At 37.8% G+C, this 15,370-nt stretch carries 15 protein-coding genes; 8 read left to right on the top strand and 7 right to left on the bottom strand.

Annotation, left to right across the window (positions count from 1 at the left end; genetic code table 11):
• Window positions 1–127: 127 nt before the first annotated feature.
• The 4 genes from FJR11_RS02370 (at window position 128) to FJR11_RS02355 (ending at window position 4,383) form a co-directional block, all read left to right on the top strand.
• Complete coding sequence (locus FJR11_RS02370) at window positions 128–859, top strand: phosphate/phosphite/phosphonate ABC transporter substrate-binding protein (RefSeq protein ID WP_168502118.1); 732 nt, start codon at window positions 128–130, stop codon at window positions 857–859.
• A 100-nt stretch (window positions 860–959) separates the two neighbouring features.
• Complete coding sequence (locus FJR11_RS02365) at window positions 960–3,341, top strand: dynamin-like GTPase family protein (RefSeq protein WP_168502117.1); 2,382 nt, start codon at window positions 960–962, stop codon at window positions 3,339–3,341.
• A gap of 91 nt (window positions 3,342–3,432) precedes the next feature.
• A complete protein-coding gene (locus FJR11_RS02360) occupies window positions 3,433–3,813 on the top strand; it encodes a KGK domain-containing protein (RefSeq protein ID WP_168502116.1) in 381 nt (126 codons plus the stop codon).
• Window positions 3,814–4,137: 324 nt separating this feature from the next.
• Window positions 4,138–4,383 carry an HNH endonuclease gene (locus tag FJR11_RS02355; protein WP_168502158.1) on the top strand — a complete coding sequence of 82 codons (246 nt, stop codon included), beginning with the start codon at window positions 4,138–4,140 and terminating at the stop codon, window positions 4,381–4,383.
• Between the two features lie 22 nt (window positions 4,384–4,405).
• Here FJR11_RS02355 and FJR11_RS02350 read toward each other — a convergent pair whose 3' ends face one another.
• The gene (locus FJR11_RS02350; RefSeq protein ID WP_168502115.1) at window positions 4,406–6,187 is read right to left on the bottom strand and encodes an N-acetylmuramoyl-L-alanine amidase; all 1,782 of its coding nucleotides are present in this window, start codon (window positions 6,185–6,187) and stop codon (window positions 4,406–4,408) included.
• On the opposite strand from FJR11_RS02350, the gene FJR11_RS02345 reads away from it, so the two are divergent.
• From FJR11_RS02345 to FJR11_RS02335, 3 genes are all read left to right on the top strand, one after another.
• Window positions 6,186–6,398, top strand: a complete 213-nt coding sequence (locus tag FJR11_RS02345) for a hypothetical protein (RefSeq protein ID WP_168502114.1) — start codon at window positions 6,186–6,188, stop codon at window positions 6,396–6,398. The two genes, FJR11_RS02350 and FJR11_RS02345, sit on opposite strands and share 2 nt — an antisense overlap.
• Window positions 6,399–6,405: 7 nt before the next feature.
• Complete coding sequence (locus FJR11_RS02340; RefSeq protein ID WP_168502113.1) at window positions 6,406–8,043, top strand: CTP synthase; 1,638 nt, start codon at window positions 6,406–6,408, stop codon at window positions 8,041–8,043.
• A 124-nt stretch (window positions 8,044–8,167) separates the two neighbouring features.
• Window positions 8,168–8,587: a hypothetical protein gene (locus tag FJR11_RS02335; protein ID WP_168502112.1), complete on the top strand. Its 420-nt coding sequence runs from the start codon at window positions 8,168–8,170 to the stop codon at window positions 8,585–8,587.
• Between the two features lie 50 nt (window positions 8,588–8,637).
• Here the strand turns inward: FJR11_RS02335 and FJR11_RS02330 are convergent, their stop codons facing one another.
• From FJR11_RS02330 to trxB, 5 genes are all read right to left on the bottom strand, one after another.
• Complete coding sequence (locus tag FJR11_RS02330; RefSeq protein ID WP_168502111.1) at window positions 8,638–9,528, bottom strand: ROK family protein; 891 nt, start codon at window positions 9,526–9,528, stop codon at window positions 8,638–8,640.
• Window positions 9,529–9,573: 45 nt separating this feature from the next.
• Complete coding sequence (locus FJR11_RS02325; protein WP_168502110.1) at window positions 9,574–9,735, bottom strand: hypothetical protein; 162 nt, start codon at window positions 9,733–9,735, stop codon at window positions 9,574–9,576.
• 81 nt (window positions 9,736–9,816) lie between these two features.
• Complete coding sequence (locus FJR11_RS02320; RefSeq protein ID WP_168502109.1) at window positions 9,817–10,707, bottom strand: ABC transporter permease; 891 nt, start codon at window positions 10,705–10,707, stop codon at window positions 9,817–9,819.
• Entirely contained in the window at window positions 10,708–11,328 is a 621-nt protein-coding gene (locus tag FJR11_RS02315; RefSeq protein ID WP_168502108.1) for a Uma2 family endonuclease, read from the bottom strand.
• A 49-nt stretch (window positions 11,329–11,377) separates the two neighbouring features.
• The gene (gene trxB, locus FJR11_RS02310; RefSeq protein WP_168502157.1) at window positions 11,378–12,730 is read right to left on the bottom strand and encodes a thioredoxin-disulfide reductase; all 1,353 of its coding nucleotides are present in this window, start codon (window positions 12,728–12,730) and stop codon (window positions 11,378–11,380) included.
• Between the two features lie 232 nt (window positions 12,731–12,962).
• Between trxB and FJR11_RS02305 the strand changes: the two genes are divergently transcribed.
• Window positions 12,963–14,291: a class I SAM-dependent methyltransferase gene (locus tag FJR11_RS02305; RefSeq protein ID WP_168502107.1), complete on the top strand. Its 1,329-nt coding sequence runs from the start codon at window positions 12,963–12,965 to the stop codon at window positions 14,289–14,291.
• Window positions 14,292–14,366: 75 nt separating this feature from the next.
• Here FJR11_RS02305 and FJR11_RS02300 read toward each other — a convergent pair whose 3' ends face one another.
• Window positions 14,367–15,338 (bottom strand): FkbM family methyltransferase, encoded by a 972-nt coding sequence (locus FJR11_RS02300; protein WP_168502106.1) that lies wholly within the window; start codon window positions 15,336–15,338, stop codon window positions 14,367–14,369.
• Window positions 15,339–15,370: the final 32 nt, after the last annotated feature.

Raw genomic sequence — 15,370 nt, 5'->3', positions numbered from 1 at the left:
ACTTTAGGCGTTTTAATAAAATATATTAAGTTCTGCAACAAGTATCAATATTGAGCTAACGTACTGAGTAAAAATAAAAAGAGAAACACAATCAACTTCATTCTCTGAAGTTAGGGAAGAATTAACAATGGATAAACTAAATTTAATGGTTTGCCCTCATGATACAGCAAAAAAACCAGATCGCTGGTTTAGATTTGCACAATATCTCAGCCAAAATCTTGATCAAACAGTTCATTTTGAATTAGCAATGGATTTTCAGGAATTTCATCAAAAAATGAACGATGCAGACATCGTTTATGGTAATCCAGCCGATACAATGAATTTGTTGAAAAACAATTTTATTTCTGTAGCACGTCCAAGTAATTTATATGATGAAGTGGTTTTTATTGCTAATCATGATTTAGATAATCCTTCTCTAGAATCATTTCAAGAGTCTAATTTGGTCAGTGTGACGAGTATGTTAGCCACCAAAATAGGTTTAGATGCGCTGGAAACTCAAGGAATTAAACCCGCTGAATTAATTGATAAATCTACTTGGTTAGCTGTTATTAAGGCTATTGCTAATAAAGAAACTGATGCAATGTTAGGTTTTGTTTATAAGGATACTTATGAGCAATTAGGAGAAGCAACAAAAAGTCTGGTGAAATATATAGCAACATCAGAACAAAAGAAAGCTTTTCATCAACTTGTTTTATCATCGAAAGCAATTCAAATTCAGAAAAAATTGGCTTCAACTCTTTTAGAAATGGATCAAAATAGCAAGGGAAAAGATATTTTGGATGAATTGAATATTGAACAATGGATGATTCCTCGTGAATCTGAAATAGACACGATTAAACAAATTATTGCTAAAAAATAGTGCTTACTGAATATATATGACTTGTGGTGCTTTGGGCATGATGTAGCTAAATTGCAACAAGTAGTATTACAATACTTATGCACCTTGTTTCCTACTTTTTATGTCAAGTTTAATGCCCCAGTGTCAGCAATTGCAACCACAAGTTGAATCTATTCTCCAACTTCTACACCAAGAAGCGGCTTTGCGTTCTCAAGATATTACATCTGTGCAAATTTCTTTGGATAAAGCAATTTCTCCCAAGTTTGAAATTGTATTTGCAGGTGCTTTTAGTGCGGGTAAATCCATGTTGATTAATGCACTATTAGAGCGAGAATTATTATATAGTGCAGAAGGACACGCGACTGGTACAGAATGTAAAATTGAATATGCACCAGCAGATTCAGAAAGAGTAGTTTTAACCTTTTTGAGTGAAGTAGAAATTCAAGAACAAGCGGTATTTTTATGTCAACAATTGGGATTTAATACTGTAGAAAATATTAATAAACAAGATGTAATTGATTTATTGCATCAAGGTTGTACAGCAATTATTCAACAAGAAGGTGGAGAAAGTAAATCAGAACGAGGAAAACAAGCAAAAGCATTAATTTTGCTATTAGAAGGATATGTCACAAACCGAGATCGCATTAATACAATTAATAATGCGACATACTCAATGGAACAATTTAATTTTACTAACCTCAAAGAAGCCGCAGGATATGCTAGAAGAGGTAGTAATAGCGCGGTTTTAAAACGAATTGAATATTATTGTTATCATCCCCTTTTAGAAGATGGTAACGTCATTATAGACACACCAGGAATTGATGCACCAGTTGAAAAAGATGCACAATTAACATATCAAAAAATTCAACATTCAGATACATCAGCAGTAGTTTGTGTTCTCAAACCTGCGTCAGCAGGAGATATGACAAAGGAAGAAACTGAACTGTTGGAAACCATGCGGGAGAATGCAGGGATAAGAGACAGAGTTTTTTATATCTTTAATCGCATTGATGAAACTTGGTACAATAACCAACTTAGACAAAGATTAGAAAATTTAATTAACAGTCAATTTCGAGATACTTCTAGAGTTTATAAAACTAGTGGTTTGTTAGGATTTTACGGAAGTCAACTTAAACAAACAACGAGATTAGATAGATTTGGATTAGATTCGATTTTTGCAGAAAGTGTTAAAGGTTTAAATGGGAAAGAAGAAACACCACAATTTGTTTATGAATTCAATCGTTATTGTACTTCGGAAAAATTATCTCATAGTCAATTCCGTATTGCTGTTACTAACTTTGAAACTCCCAATGAAAACTATGTGAGAATTTTAAGCGAACAGGGAACACCGTTAATTAACCAACTCATTCAAGATAGTGGAATTGAAGAATTTCGCACATCAATTACCCGCTATCTCACAGAAGAAAAACGTCCCCAATTATTTAAAAATCTGGCTGATGATTTAGAAGATGTTTGTATCAAACTCAAAAAACACTATCAAAGTGTGCAAATTGATTTAGATAGTCAACCGCGAGAAATCGAAAGCATGAAAGAATATGAGTTGCAAAAATTGAATCAGCAACTCCAGCAAGTTGGGAGAGATTTTCATCAACATATTCATGATGAAGTCAACAGGTTAATTAATAATAACTGTGAAGAATTTGAAACAGATTTTCGACAATTACAATCACGAATGATTCGTCGTTTGGATGAATTACTAGATACCTTTTCCGTTGCAGAAGCTTACCGACGGGCAACATTAAGCCATCCTCGTAACGCAACCGCACCTTTATTAGCCATTTTGGTAGAGGCTTTTTATTACCTATCAAATCAGTTGGAAGACATTTTAATAGAATCTTGCGAACAAGTAATTGCTAATCTATTCCAACAATTAATAACAAAGATTAGAAAATCAGAATATTACCGTCAATTGTATCGCTTATTAGGGAATGATGGAGGAATAGAAGCACAGGTAAAAATCCTAGAACAACAAGTTTCTCAAGCTTTGGTAAATACTGCTAGAGTCGAGTGTGATAGATTTGTGCGAGAAAGTCCCAGATTTTATAATGAAGGCACATTTTCTATCTATCAATTTCGACAAGTATTAGAACAAACTTCTCAAGGTTACGACGCAGAAAGTATAGTTGATGCTGAACCTGCAATTAGACAATTATTAAAGTTAGACTTTGAACCTAAAGTTTCCCATACTATTCGTCAATCTTTCCGTCAAACTATCAACCAAACTATCAAAACTCAGTTGTTACCAATGGGAGAAAAACAAGCAGATGAGATATTACAACAATATCCTCATGCGCGGGCTTATTTGGAGAAAACATTACAACAAGAAGTCGAAGAAAAAATTGCTAATAATCAACGTTTGTTGAGTCAGGTTGCGGGGAAAATTGAGGAATATAATACAGCAGTTGCGGGAATTAATAGCTGTTTACAAGCGATGCAGTTATATGAACATTTACTGCCGATAATTGGGGAAGAAGAGGTATAATGTGTGGGGTGAATACAGGGTTTTTCTGTGTTCACCATAAGTATTTTTTTAACGAACCGCAGAGACACAGAGAACACAGAGGAAGAAAGAAATGGAAGATAAGTTTCAAAGTTTAGATTCTGAACAAGGTGATGTTGTGATTACGTTTAACAATGCTACCTTCAAATTAAGTAAATTGGTTTCAGTCATGTCAGAAGTAATTGTGCAAAATAAGTTAGAGGTATTAAACAATAAATTCAATTCTCAAGGTTGTGGTCAACTTCCATGTTTTCAAGATGATTATTGGTTACGTCAAGGTGTAAATTGTCAAGTTTTAAAACCTGGTAAAAGTTGGCAAAAAGGAAAAGCAAGAATCAAAGTAACTTTAGAATTTTTTTCCAATGAACCAGAAATTGAACAAACACCAGAAATCAAAAAACCAGAATCACCCCTTGATGATTTACGACGTAAGATAAACGAAGCTACATCATAAATTAATCAGTCCACGCAGATAGAATTTGTTTGTGTGGATGTGATTTTACTTAATTGTCAGAATCAGGATGTCCAGGATTTAAGGATTTTCAGGATTATTAATTGTTAGAATCAGGATTTTAGAATAATTTTTAATTTATGTTAAAATTGATAATTAACTAAAAACATATTAGTACAATTAGATAAAATACTGAAAAATAAAAACTTTATTCTCAAATGATAAAGTCAAGAAATCCCAAAATATAAATACCAAACCACATCCTGTACATCCTTAAATCCTGGATATCCTGATATGGCTTTCGCCACGCTACGCTATCAGACAGAAATGAACAAAACCCCACGAATCCCCATACCTCAAGAAGTCAGAAACTACGTTTTCCAAAGAGATAAATATCAATGTCAAAGCTGCGGTAAAATCTCCCAAGAAACGCAACTCAGCATTGATCATATTATCCCCTTATCTCGTGGGGGAAAAAACGATATTAGTAACTTACAAACACTCTGCTTAAACTGCAACCAACAAAAAACAGATAAAATTGACAATCGCTTTCGGCGACATTTTGAAACCTAGCCAAACCACACCCTCTTACCTCTTACCTCTGCGTCCTCTGCGCCTCTGCGGTTAGATAAATGCCTTTAAACCATTCAGTTATCCCGTCAGCCAAAGTATTAGCCATTTTCTGCTGTGCTTGGGGATTAACTATCTCTTCAAATTCATTAGGATTACTCATAAAACCCAATTCTAATAATACCGCAGGTGCAGCACTAGGACGAGTCAGTGCTAAATTATTCCAAAACACACCGTAGTAAGGTTTACCGAGTTTTTTAACTACGTAATTTTGTAAAAATATTGCCACGCTATGTGATTGAGGATGATACCAAAAAGTACCAAAGCCTTTAGTTTTTTCAGCATCACCATTATCTGGTAAAGAGTTATGATGAATGGAAAGAGCGATCGCAGGTTCTTCTTTATTAATTATTACCTGACGTTCAACTAAGGACACATCTCGATCATCTTCTCTTGTCATTACCACTTTAGCACCGCGCTTCACTAACTCATCTCGCAGCAATTGAGAAATTATCAAATTTACATCTTTTTCCAAATACCCCGTTGGTCCACTAGCGCCAGATTCTTTACCTCCATGCCCTGGATCAAGTACAATTTTGATGCCAGATAAAGGTAGGCGGTTGCTATTTTTAAGCTGGGGTGGATGACGTAAAGTTAAAACCAAAGTTGTATTGTCATACCTCAGCTTATAACCCCACTGTTGGAGATTTTTGAGGTTAAAAGTATATTTGACCTGTGTGGGGCTTACCTGTTGCCAATCTAGGCGAGAAATTAGGGGGTTATCATCTAGGCGAATTGTGTCTGTTTGAGCAGTGGTATTGTAGAGGGTGAGAATAAAGGAGTTATTTCCCTGTTCTACACTCACCGGCACAGGAGTTTGTAAGGGGAAACGCATCTCTGTCGCTTGGGGTAATTGCCGATAGCCTACACTCCGAATTACTGTCTGTGGTGCAACCGCACCTGATATAATCTTGGTTTCCTTACTATTAATCCAAGCCCCATAGTCTAAGCGCAACCATTCACCTTCTTTCCCCGTAACACTTGCCATAGTTCCCTTTGGCAATGGTGTCATTCGTGAATAATCGGTACTAGGCCCCGTGCGAGCAGCGCCTGATTCTGATGCAATTTCCGCAACTGCTAACTGTGTCGGCGCGAGAATTTCGATTTTTCCTAAACCAGTTTGAGTTATTCTTTGATCATTAAGTTGTAAATTAAATCGAGGTTTTCCTAAATCAGCAGCATTTGCGACTGTTGTGCAACCTTGGTATTTGGTAAGACTAGATAGATTAGGTTGGTTTAACCCCGTCAAAATACTCGAATTGGGAGGTAATTGTGCTTGTGACGGTTGGGGTAAAAGGGGAATATTTTGATTCACCAGATTAACCGAGACAGTGGCTTGAGGTGGTGCAACGGCACTGAAACAAATTAATTCTCCTGGTAATCTGGCAATATCGACAGCAGGAGTCAAGGAATCTTTAGCAAAGCCTAACCCTTGGGGTAACTCAGGTTGAGTAGACACCCTGATGATCTTAATCTCTCGTTCTTGATTTTGGTAACGAACTTTAAATATATTTTCTCCTAACTGCAAGGGAAAACTAGGGGAAAAATGCCCAGCCTTGCTACGGTTAACGAGCTTACCATTAATTAAAACTTGCCCGTCGGGGGGCGCTGTACCGATAAAAAATATTTTTTCTGTGCTGGTTTGGTAGTTTGTCGGGGGAAAAACTACTAAAAGTGGTTCTTGTGCTAACGCAACTGAGGAGGTGAATAAAAAATTAAATAATACTAATCCTAAGAGTTTTTTCATGGACAAATACAAAAGATTTCAGGATAGGGACTGTGGCACAATGGCCAAGATGGGATTAAACATGAATGATGTACAGGTAGCAGTACATTGGCCTCAAATAAAGGATGTGCAGTTATTGGGTAAGATTCATTCTGCATACAAGCCTCCAAAATCGTCTACACAAATTCTCCTCCGGGAGCAAAATCTATATTTAGAAGTTGCCAGAAATTGAAAATACTATGACTAAGTTTATCTTTGTGACTGGGGGCGTGGTTTCCAGTATTGGTAAGGGAATTGTAGCAGCAAGTTTGGGACGTTTGCTAAAATCACGGGATTATTCGGTTTCGATTCTCAAGCTCGATCCCTATATTAACGTTGATCCAGGCACAATGAGTCCTTTTCAGCATGGGGAAGTTTTTGTCACCCAAGACGGTGCGGAAACAGATTTGGATTTGGGACATTACGAACGCTTTACTGATACTTCTATGTCTCGGTTAAACAGTGTTACTACTGGCTTGATTTATCAGTCAGTTATTAATAAGGAACGCCGAGGCGACTATAATGGCGGCACTGTTCAGGTAATTCCTCACATTACCAATGAGATTAAAGAGCGAATTCTCAGAGTTGCTAAAGAAACTAATCCTTCCGCTGTAATTACGGAAATTGGCGGAACTGTGGGTGATATTGAATCACTACCATTTTTAGAAGCAATCCGTCAATTGCGGAAGGAAGTAGGAAAGCGTAATGTGTTATATATGCACGTTACTTTGTTGCCTTGGATTGCTGCTGCGGGAGAAATGAAAACTAAGCCTACTCAGCATTCTGTTAAAGAATTAAGATCCATTGGCATTCAACCAGATATCTTAGTATGCCGCAGCGATCGCCCCATTCCTGTCGGCTTAAAACAAAAGTTATCAGAGTTTTGTGATGTCCCTGTAGAATGTGTCATTACTAGCCCAGATGCTCGCAGTATTTATGAAGTTCCAGTAATTTTAGAACGGGAAGGATTAGCCGAACAAGTTCTTAACTTACTGCAAATGGAACAACGTCAACCCAATATGACGCAATGGGAAACGATGGTAGACCGGATGTATAATCCTAAATACACCGTCGAAATTGCCATTGTTGGTAAATATGTGCGGTTAGGTGATGCCTACCTTTCCGTGGTTGAATCTTTACGTCATGCGGCTATTGCGACTCATGGTGATTTGCGTCTGCGCTGGATAAATTCCGAAGTTTTGGAAAATGAACCACCGGAAAACTATCTTTCTGGTGTTGATGGTATCATTGTTCCTGGCGGTTTTGGTAGTCGGGGCATAGATGGGAAAATTGCGGCGATTAAATACGCCCGCGATCGCCAAATTCCCTTTTTAGGTTTATGCTTAGGAATGCAGTGTTCCGTCATTGAATGGGCGAGAAATGTCGAAGGTTTATCTAATGCCAATAGTGCCGAATTTGACCCCCACACTGATGATCCGGTTATTAACCTGCTTCCAGAACAACAGGATGTAGTAGATTTAGGCGGAACAATGCGTTTAGGACTTTATCCTTGTCGGGTACTTCCCAACACCTTGGCGTTCCAACTTTATCAAGAAGAAGTCATTTATGAACGCCACCGTCACCGTTACGAGTTTAACAATGTCTACCGCAGTCAATTATTAGATTCTGGTTATTTGGTGAGTGGCACATCTCCAGATGGTAGATTAGTGGAAATTATTGAATATCCCAAACATCCTTTCTTTATCGCTTGTCAATTTCACCCCGAATTTCAATCTCGCCCCAATGCACCCCATCCTTTATTTAAAGGATTTATGACCGCTGCAATTTCTCAGTCTCATTCTACCACTACTACACCTAAACCCGTAGAAGTTTCTTAATTGCCAATTATCAATGCCCGAAAGCCCCTCGGAAAACTCTAAATTAAAACACACAATTGTCATGATTCTGGGTAAAATTACTTCAAGAGAGGCAAAAATGTGTAGTCAGTTCTGAGGGAATTTTGTGGCACACTGGGTTAAAATTCAGTATCAGAGGAAAGAGTATGTAATTAATTTGGACTTTGTAAATACTTTTTGTTACGAAAAGAATGGCAGAGTCACTTTTTGGTTGCCTAATAGTACCATACCTATAATAATTAACCCTGAAAGTAATTGGGAAGACTATCAAAAAATAGTTGCCTATTTAGAATCTATTCAGCATTTAGAATTAGATAATTCTGATTGGGTAACAATAACTTATGAAAAAAATAAATATGTCATTAACCTTTCATGTATTAGTTCTTTTTGTTATGAACCCAACAACAGATTAACCTTTTGGTTGCCTCACCTTACCACACCAATGGTAATTAACCCAGTGAGTAATCCAGATGCCCACGAAAAAGTTTTATACTACCTTCAGCAAAAAACTGGATATATATTATAGAAGGAGTCAGGAGGGAAGAAGCAGGGGGCAGGGGGCAGGGAGTTTTCCTATTACCCATTACCTATTCCTAATGCTAATTTAGCAGCACCTACCATTCCCGCTGTATTTCCTAATTCTGCTGGGAGAATTTGCAAACCTGCGCGAGATGTTGGTAAAACTCGTTTTTCGATTTCTGCTTTTAATGAGGGTAAGAAAAACTCAAAACTGGCACTTACACCACCACCAATAATAATGGCTTGGGGTGTCAGGACATAGAGTAAACTGGTTAAACCAATTCCTAAGTCTTTACCATATTCTTGCCAAAAAGTCAAGGCTTCTGCATTTCCAGCTTGAGCAAGTGCGCCTAATTCTACTGGTTCTTTGCCTGTGCGACGACGGATGGCAGATATGGAAGTATGCTGTTCTAAAGAACCTTGATTCCCACTATTACACATTGGTCCATCAGGGTTTAAGGTAATTAAACCTAATTCTGCTGCTGCACCTTGATGTCCGACAAATAATTTACCATCCAGAATAATTGCCCCACCAACGCCAGTTCCCAAAGTCAGTAAAATCAAATTGGGGAAATTTCGGCCTGCACCTAACCAAGCTTCTCCTAAACCCGCACAGTTAGCATCATTAGCCAAAATTGTCGGTTTACCCGTTTTCGCTTCTAACCAATCGGCTAAGGGGACATCTTGCCATCCTACTAAATTAATAGCAACTTTCGCAATTCTTCCCGTAGCATCAGCAGGGCCAGGAGTACCTAAACCAATAGCTATACTTTCATTATTGGGGTCAATTTGGGCGATCGCATCTACAATAGCAGATAGTACAGCCTCTGGTGTTGCAGGTTGGGGAGTATCCACAGAAAAAGATTGCAAACAATTACCATCTGCTGTAAATCGCCCTAATTTAATCGCAGTTCCCCCTAAATCAATCCCAATTACTTGTTTAGTCATTAGTTCAGTTGTCAGTTGTCAGTTGTCAATTACCCATTCCCACTTCTATTGATTTTTCCTAATAACTTGTACATTTGCAATTGGATATGAAGTTTTGTGTACCTGTTGCCAATCTGTAATTGGTGCGCCTTTTAAAATACCAGATAAAGCTACAGAAAGCATTAACCCACCCGTAGCAGCCGCAATTAAAGTAATATTATCGTTCACAATAATCTCTTTTGTTTGTCAGTTGTCATTTGTCAGTTGTCATTTGTCATTTGTCAGTTGTCATTTGTCAGTTGTCAATGACTATTGCCTATTTTCTCTTCTGAGACGAGGATTGACAAATTCATTTAACCCCTCACCAAGTAGTGATAACCCTACCACCAAGGTTGTCATTGCTAAACCTGGAAATAAGGTAGTCCACCAAATGCCTGTAGGTAGGGCTTCTAGAGCTTGTTTTAAATCATATCCCCATTCCGGGACTTCTTCCGGTAATCCTAACCCTAAAAATCCTAAACCGCCTAAAACTAATATGGCATCTGCGGCGTTAAGGGTAAAGAGGACGGGGACACTTTGAATCACGTTGAAAAATAAATACCTTGATAAGACAACCCAGGTAGAAGCACCCATCGCTTGTGCAGCTTCGATATATACTTCAGTTTTGACGCTGACGGTGTGGTTACGGACTACGCGATAATATTGAGGAATATAGGCTATACTAATGGCGATCGCTGCATTTAGGATGCCTCTTCCCACGACAAAAGCCAGTGTTACGGACAGTAATAATCCTGGCAATGTATAAATACTATCCATAAGAAATAACAGAGCTTTATCTAATTTCCCCCCCAAATAACCGCTGATCATCCCCAAAGGCACACCGATGATCATGCTCAGGGAAGTAGCTAAAGTTACAACTTGTAACGCTGCTTGCACACCAAACACACTGCGCGAAAAGACATCATAACCTAAACGACTTGTGCCAAACCAATGTTTAGCCGAAGGTGGTTCATGAATGGGGTTTGAGAGAAATTCTCTAGGATTTTGCAACCACCCCCAACTTTGGAAAACAGGGGCAAAAAAGGCTAAGAAGATGAAAAATAGAGTCATACCGATCCCAATTGCCATTAATCCCTGGGATAGGCTAGGATTTTTGCTAAATTTAAAGAAATTTGGTAATTGCTTTTTTGTAATTGTCATCTAAACACCGGCTTGAAAAATTTGATTAGCAGTTAAACTCAATTCTGGTAAACTTGGTGATACAATCAGATCATTATCTCTAAATTGACTAACTTGATATTCCTCATCTATGAGTTGGTAAATAGAAATAGTTGGTTGTTTAGGATTGCCAATAAATGCTCTACCACCGAAAGCAGCATAATCAACAATCCAATATTCAACAATACCCATTTCCTCATAATCAGCTAGTTTTTTGTGATAATCATCACGCCAATTTGTACTGACAATCTCCACCACCAGAGGAACAGACGCAGATTCACTAATAGTAGACTGTTTTTTCCATAAAGGTTCATTGACGAGATTAGACCGATTTAACAGCAGTATATCGGGTGAATATGCTGATTTGCTGTTTCGTGATTTGATAAAAGCTGTTTTGGAAATAAAATAAGGAAGTTTTAGCCGACTAAACTCTAATATAATTGCTGTAACCAAAAATCCTACAATTTCTTCATGATCTCCTACAGGTGGTGTCATTTCTATAATTACTCCATCATGTAGTTCATAGCGGACTCCTGTATTTGGATACCACTCTATAAACTCTTCAAAGCTGACTAATTTAGTTTGAGGTAAAGCTTGAACCATAATTTACCTACTTTCATAAAAATTCTTGCCAGTCCCCAGTCCCCAGTCCCTATAGATTACTCTCTATTAACTGCCGATATTCGCTTTTTTGCTTGACACCCCTAACTTCTTTCACCAATTCCTGGGCTTTAAATAACTGTACCGTTGGTGTTCCCGTCACTCCACCGTTTTCCGCAATATCTCGATCTTTGTCAATATCAATTTCGACAAAATGGATTTTACCATCAAACTCATCAACGACCTTATTTAAAATCGGTTTGAGAGTATGACAAGGACCACAACCGGGAGAAATGTATTTTACCAACAGCAAGCGATCGCTCTCATGGAATAATTTTCTTAAAGCATAACCACCTTCATGGCGTGTTGTCTGTAAATTAAACTCTATAGCTATTTCTGTTATCTGCGTTTCTGGTTGCATTACTTGTGCTTGACTTTGATGAAATTCCTGAATTAAACCCTTTGCAGATAACCACCGTTCCGCTAACATGGCCGCCATACAACCAGTTCCCGCTGCGGTAATAGCCTGACGAAATTCATGGTCTTGGACATCGCCGGCGGCAAATACACCGTCTACGCTCGTTTCCAGACTTCCTTTTTTAGTCGTGACATACCCCACCTTGTCCAATTCTAATTGCTCCTGAAATAGGTCTGTATTGGGCTTGTGACCAATGGCGTAAAATAGGCCTTTAGCGGAAATTGTGTTTTCTTCCCCAGTTTGATTGTTACGGACTTGTAACCCCGTCATATTATCTTTACCAACTACATCTACCGCTTCTGTATGCCAATGCACCTTAATTTTTGGATTATTCAAAACTCGATCCTGCATAGTTTTAGAAGCCCGCATTTTTTCAGACCGTACTAATAGATGAATTTGAGAACCATATTTAGTTAAAAAAATAGCTTCTTCCGCAGCGGAGTCACCCGCACCAATTACCACTAACTCTGCACTACGAAACATGGGGAGAACTCCATCACAAATTGCACAAGCGGAAATTCCCCGATTCCAAAATTGATCTTCACTGGGTAAACCCAAGCGTTTGGCTGTTGCACCTGTAGCGATAATTAAACTATGTGCCTTGACTTCCCTGTCTTGGGAACGGATAATCAAAGGACGCTGACTCAAATCTACAGCAATCACATCTTCAGTATATAATTCTGCTCCCCACCGTTGCGCCTGTGCCTTCATATTAGCCATTAATTCGGGACCTGTAATCCCTTGGGGAAAACCGGGAAAGTTCTCAACTTCTGTGGTTGTCATGAGTTGTCCCCCCGGTAAACCTCCCGCTTGGAATCCTTCAAAAACAACGGGTTTTAAGTTAGCACGTCCCGCATAGATAGCGGCTGTATAGCCAGCAGGACCAGAACCGATAATTACTAAGTTTTCAACTGTGGGGTTAGGCATATCTTTATATATACTCATAATGACTATGCTTAACTTAATATATCATAAAAGATCCTAGTCAAGACTTTAGTCCTGTAGTGAAATAAATCTCAAATATTGGGGCATACTGTTCTTGGGGTACATATTTAGCTTTGAGCCAAAAGACAACCAGAAATCTAGAGACGTTTCCGCAAATATCTCTACATAACTAATAAATATCAGCAAATATCATCATCAACTAAGAGGTATTACCATGACAAATTCAACATCTGATTTATGGGATAAAATCCGCAAGCAATTTGATAGCGCACCTTATCCAAATCATCCTCTGGATAAATCACCTCAAGATGATGTTAATGCTCTATATATTCACAACATAACTACCTCCTACTATTTGAGAAATCAGAAAGTAATAGACAGCAAAGACAAAGTAATTTTAGATGCTGGATGTGGTACTGGTTATAAATCTTTGATATTAGCAGAAGCTAATCCAGGTGCAAAAATTGTGGGTATTGATATCTCAGAAGAATCAATTAAATTTGCACGGCAGCGTTTAGAATATAATGGTTTTGATAATGCTGAATTTCATGTATTGTCAATTTATGATTTACAACAGCTAAATTATCAATTTGATTATATTAACTGTGATGAAGTTCTTTATCTTTTTCCTGATATTGTTGTGGCTCTTAAAACCATGAAATCTGTATTAAAACCAGAAGGTATTATTAGAGCTAATCTACATAGTTCATTGCAAAGATTTTCCCATTTTCGCGCTCAAAAACTCTTTAGTCTCATGGGTTTGATGGATGATAACCCAGAGGAGTTAGAACTAGAGATGGTTGTGGATACCATGAGAGCATTAAAAGATAATGTCAATCTCAAATCTGAAACTTGGAATTCTAATTATGAAGGAGAAAACGGAAAAGAGGATATTCTCATGAATTTCTTATTTCAAGGAGATAAAGGTTATACTATTCCTGATATGTTTTCAGCTTTAAGGTCGGCTGATTTAGAGTTTATCAAGATGAAAAATTGGCGACAATGGGACTTGATGAACTTATTCAAAGAACCAGATAATTTACCTGTTTTTCTAGGAATGAGTTTACTGGAAGCTTCCATAGAAGATCAGCTTCAATTATTTGAACTTCTCCACCCTGTTTATAGATTACTAGATTTCTGGTGCGGGCATCCCCAAGCAGCACATCCTTTTGTACCAATTTCTGAATGGTCTGACTATGAATGGGAAAATGCAACAGTACATCTGCATCCACAGTTTAAAAACCCCAATTTCAAAACAAATGTTACTGCTTGTGTAAGTGAAGGCAAAATCTTTTCCGTCTCTCAAGATTTAGCTTTAACGAAGGAATTTGTTTATGTAGATAGCTCAATGGCTCTGTGCTTGCTACCTTTGTTTGATCAATCCCTATCAATGATGTCTCTAGTGGAACATTGGCAAAAGTTTAGACCTTTTAATCCTCTGACAGGAGAACCAATAGAAAAAATCCAGGTTTTTCACTTACTACAAAAGCTACTCTTAGTTCTCAAAGATTTTGATTTCATTATCATAGAAACTCAATCTTGATTTTCTTTTGTAGTGAGCGATTTATCGCTCAGAGTTAAGATGATCATGATTAATGTCCTCACGACAAGCTTCAATTTATCTGTTGAGATAAGGAATAATATTAGCTACTATAGGTAAAGAATTTAACCCATTTTCAACTAATTGGGGAAATTGAGATAAACACTCCATAATAGTTTTGGCAAAGTTGTATTGTGGATTGTCTCCATAATTAACAGTCAGGTACTCTAATAGCTCTAAAGCGTAATCAGGAAAACCTAAAACATCAGCGACACAAGCTACTTTGAAGATTTTACCAGGTTCTTTAACAGCAGGATTGACATTTTCCCCTATGGGATCTTGAAGATAGAAAGCATCTCCCCAGAGAATCTGTCCAGGGCGTTTTGTTGATACTATGGGTGAACGAGCGCGAGGACGATAGGCAGTTGCTAAGTTAAATAATGTAAAACCATTTTTTCTGAGATGGGTATCCACATCAGCAAACAAAGGTTGATTTAAATATAAAGGTGAAAACTCAACCTCAATCTGCACCCCCAACACACCACGGGTTAAAATCTCAGATGCTCCTTGTAAAACGTCTAAGTCTGCACCTTGCACATCTATCTGTAAGAAATCTATACTATCAATTCTTTCTGCTTGACAAAAAGTATCTAATGTTGTTGTCTCAATTTCTATAGTAAAATCCAAACCTGCTAATTCTGGCAAATTTGCAAATCTGGAAAGCAATGGCTCATTTGGTTCATACAATGAACTACACATAGGAGCTTTCGTTACATAAAGAGTCGCTTCCCCTATAGATTTACCCAGTGCCAAAGGAATATGCTTTTCAGTCCAATTAATTCCTTTTGATTCTAATTCCGCTTCTACCGCTTCACAAGCATCAGCATCAGCATCAAAACCATAAATAGTTAAGTTAGGTGCAAAAACGTTCCAATCTCCAGCACCATAATCATCTGCTGATGATATTTTCCGTGAACCTACATTACATATTGTGATCTGAACTTGGTCAAGAAGACCTTGCTCTTTCAGGGTTGGTAGAAAAACAGACATAAAATTTTCCAGTAAGATTACTTATTGATAAG

It is taken from the genome of Anabaena sp. UHCC 0187, from assembly GCF_009712035.1.
GTDB lineage: Bacteria > Cyanobacteriota > Cyanobacteriia > Cyanobacteriales > Nostocaceae > Dolichospermum.
The sequence above is the reverse complement of the archived record's forward strand: the minus strand, read 5'-3'. Positions and strand labels throughout refer to the sequence as shown.

Bases quoted from the DNA above. Each gene is read 5' to 3' on its own strand.
- FJR11_RS02370 (WP_168502118.1), top strand. From the start codon at position 128: ATGGATAAACTAAATTTAATGGTTTGCCCTCATGATACAGCAAAAAAA.
- FJR11_RS02365 (WP_168502117.1), top strand. From the start codon at position 960: ATGTCAAGTTTAATGCCCCAGTGTCAGCAATTGCAACCACAAGTTGAA.
- FJR11_RS02360 (WP_168502116.1), top strand. From the start codon at position 3,433: ATGGAAGATAAGTTTCAAAGTTTAGATTCTGAACAAGGTGATGTTGTG.
- FJR11_RS02355 (WP_168502158.1), top strand. From the start codon at position 4,138: ATGAACAAAACCCCACGAATCCCCATACCTCAAGAAGTCAGAAACTAC.
- FJR11_RS02345 (WP_168502114.1), top strand. From the start codon at position 6,186: ATGGACAAATACAAAAGATTTCAGGATAGGGACTGTGGCACAATGGCC.
- FJR11_RS02350 (WP_168502115.1), bottom strand. From the start codon at position 6,187: ATGAAAAAACTCTTAGGATTAGTATTATTTAATTTTTTATTCACCTCC.
- FJR11_RS02340 (WP_168502113.1), top strand. From the start codon at position 6,406: ATGACTAAGTTTATCTTTGTGACTGGGGGCGTGGTTTCCAGTATTGGT.
- FJR11_RS02330 (WP_168502111.1), bottom strand. From the start codon at position 9,528: ATGACTAAACAAGTAATTGGGATTGATTTAGGGGGAACTGCGATTAAA.
- FJR11_RS02320 (WP_168502109.1), bottom strand. From the start codon at position 10,707: ATGACAATTACAAAAAAGCAATTACCAAATTTCTTTAAATTTAGCAAA.
- FJR11_RS02315 (WP_168502108.1), bottom strand. From the start codon at position 11,328: ATGGTTCAAGCTTTACCTCAAACTAAATTAGTCAGCTTTGAAGAGTTT.
- trxB (WP_168502157.1), bottom strand. From the start codon at position 12,730: ATGCCTAACCCCACAGTTGAAAACTTAGTAATTATCGGTTCTGGTCCT.
- FJR11_RS02305 (WP_168502107.1), top strand. From the start codon at position 12,963: ATGACAAATTCAACATCTGATTTATGGGATAAAATCCGCAAGCAATTT.
- FJR11_RS02300 (WP_168502106.1), bottom strand. From the start codon at position 15,338: ATGTCTGTTTTTCTACCAACCCTGAAAGAGCAAGGTCTTCTTGACCAA.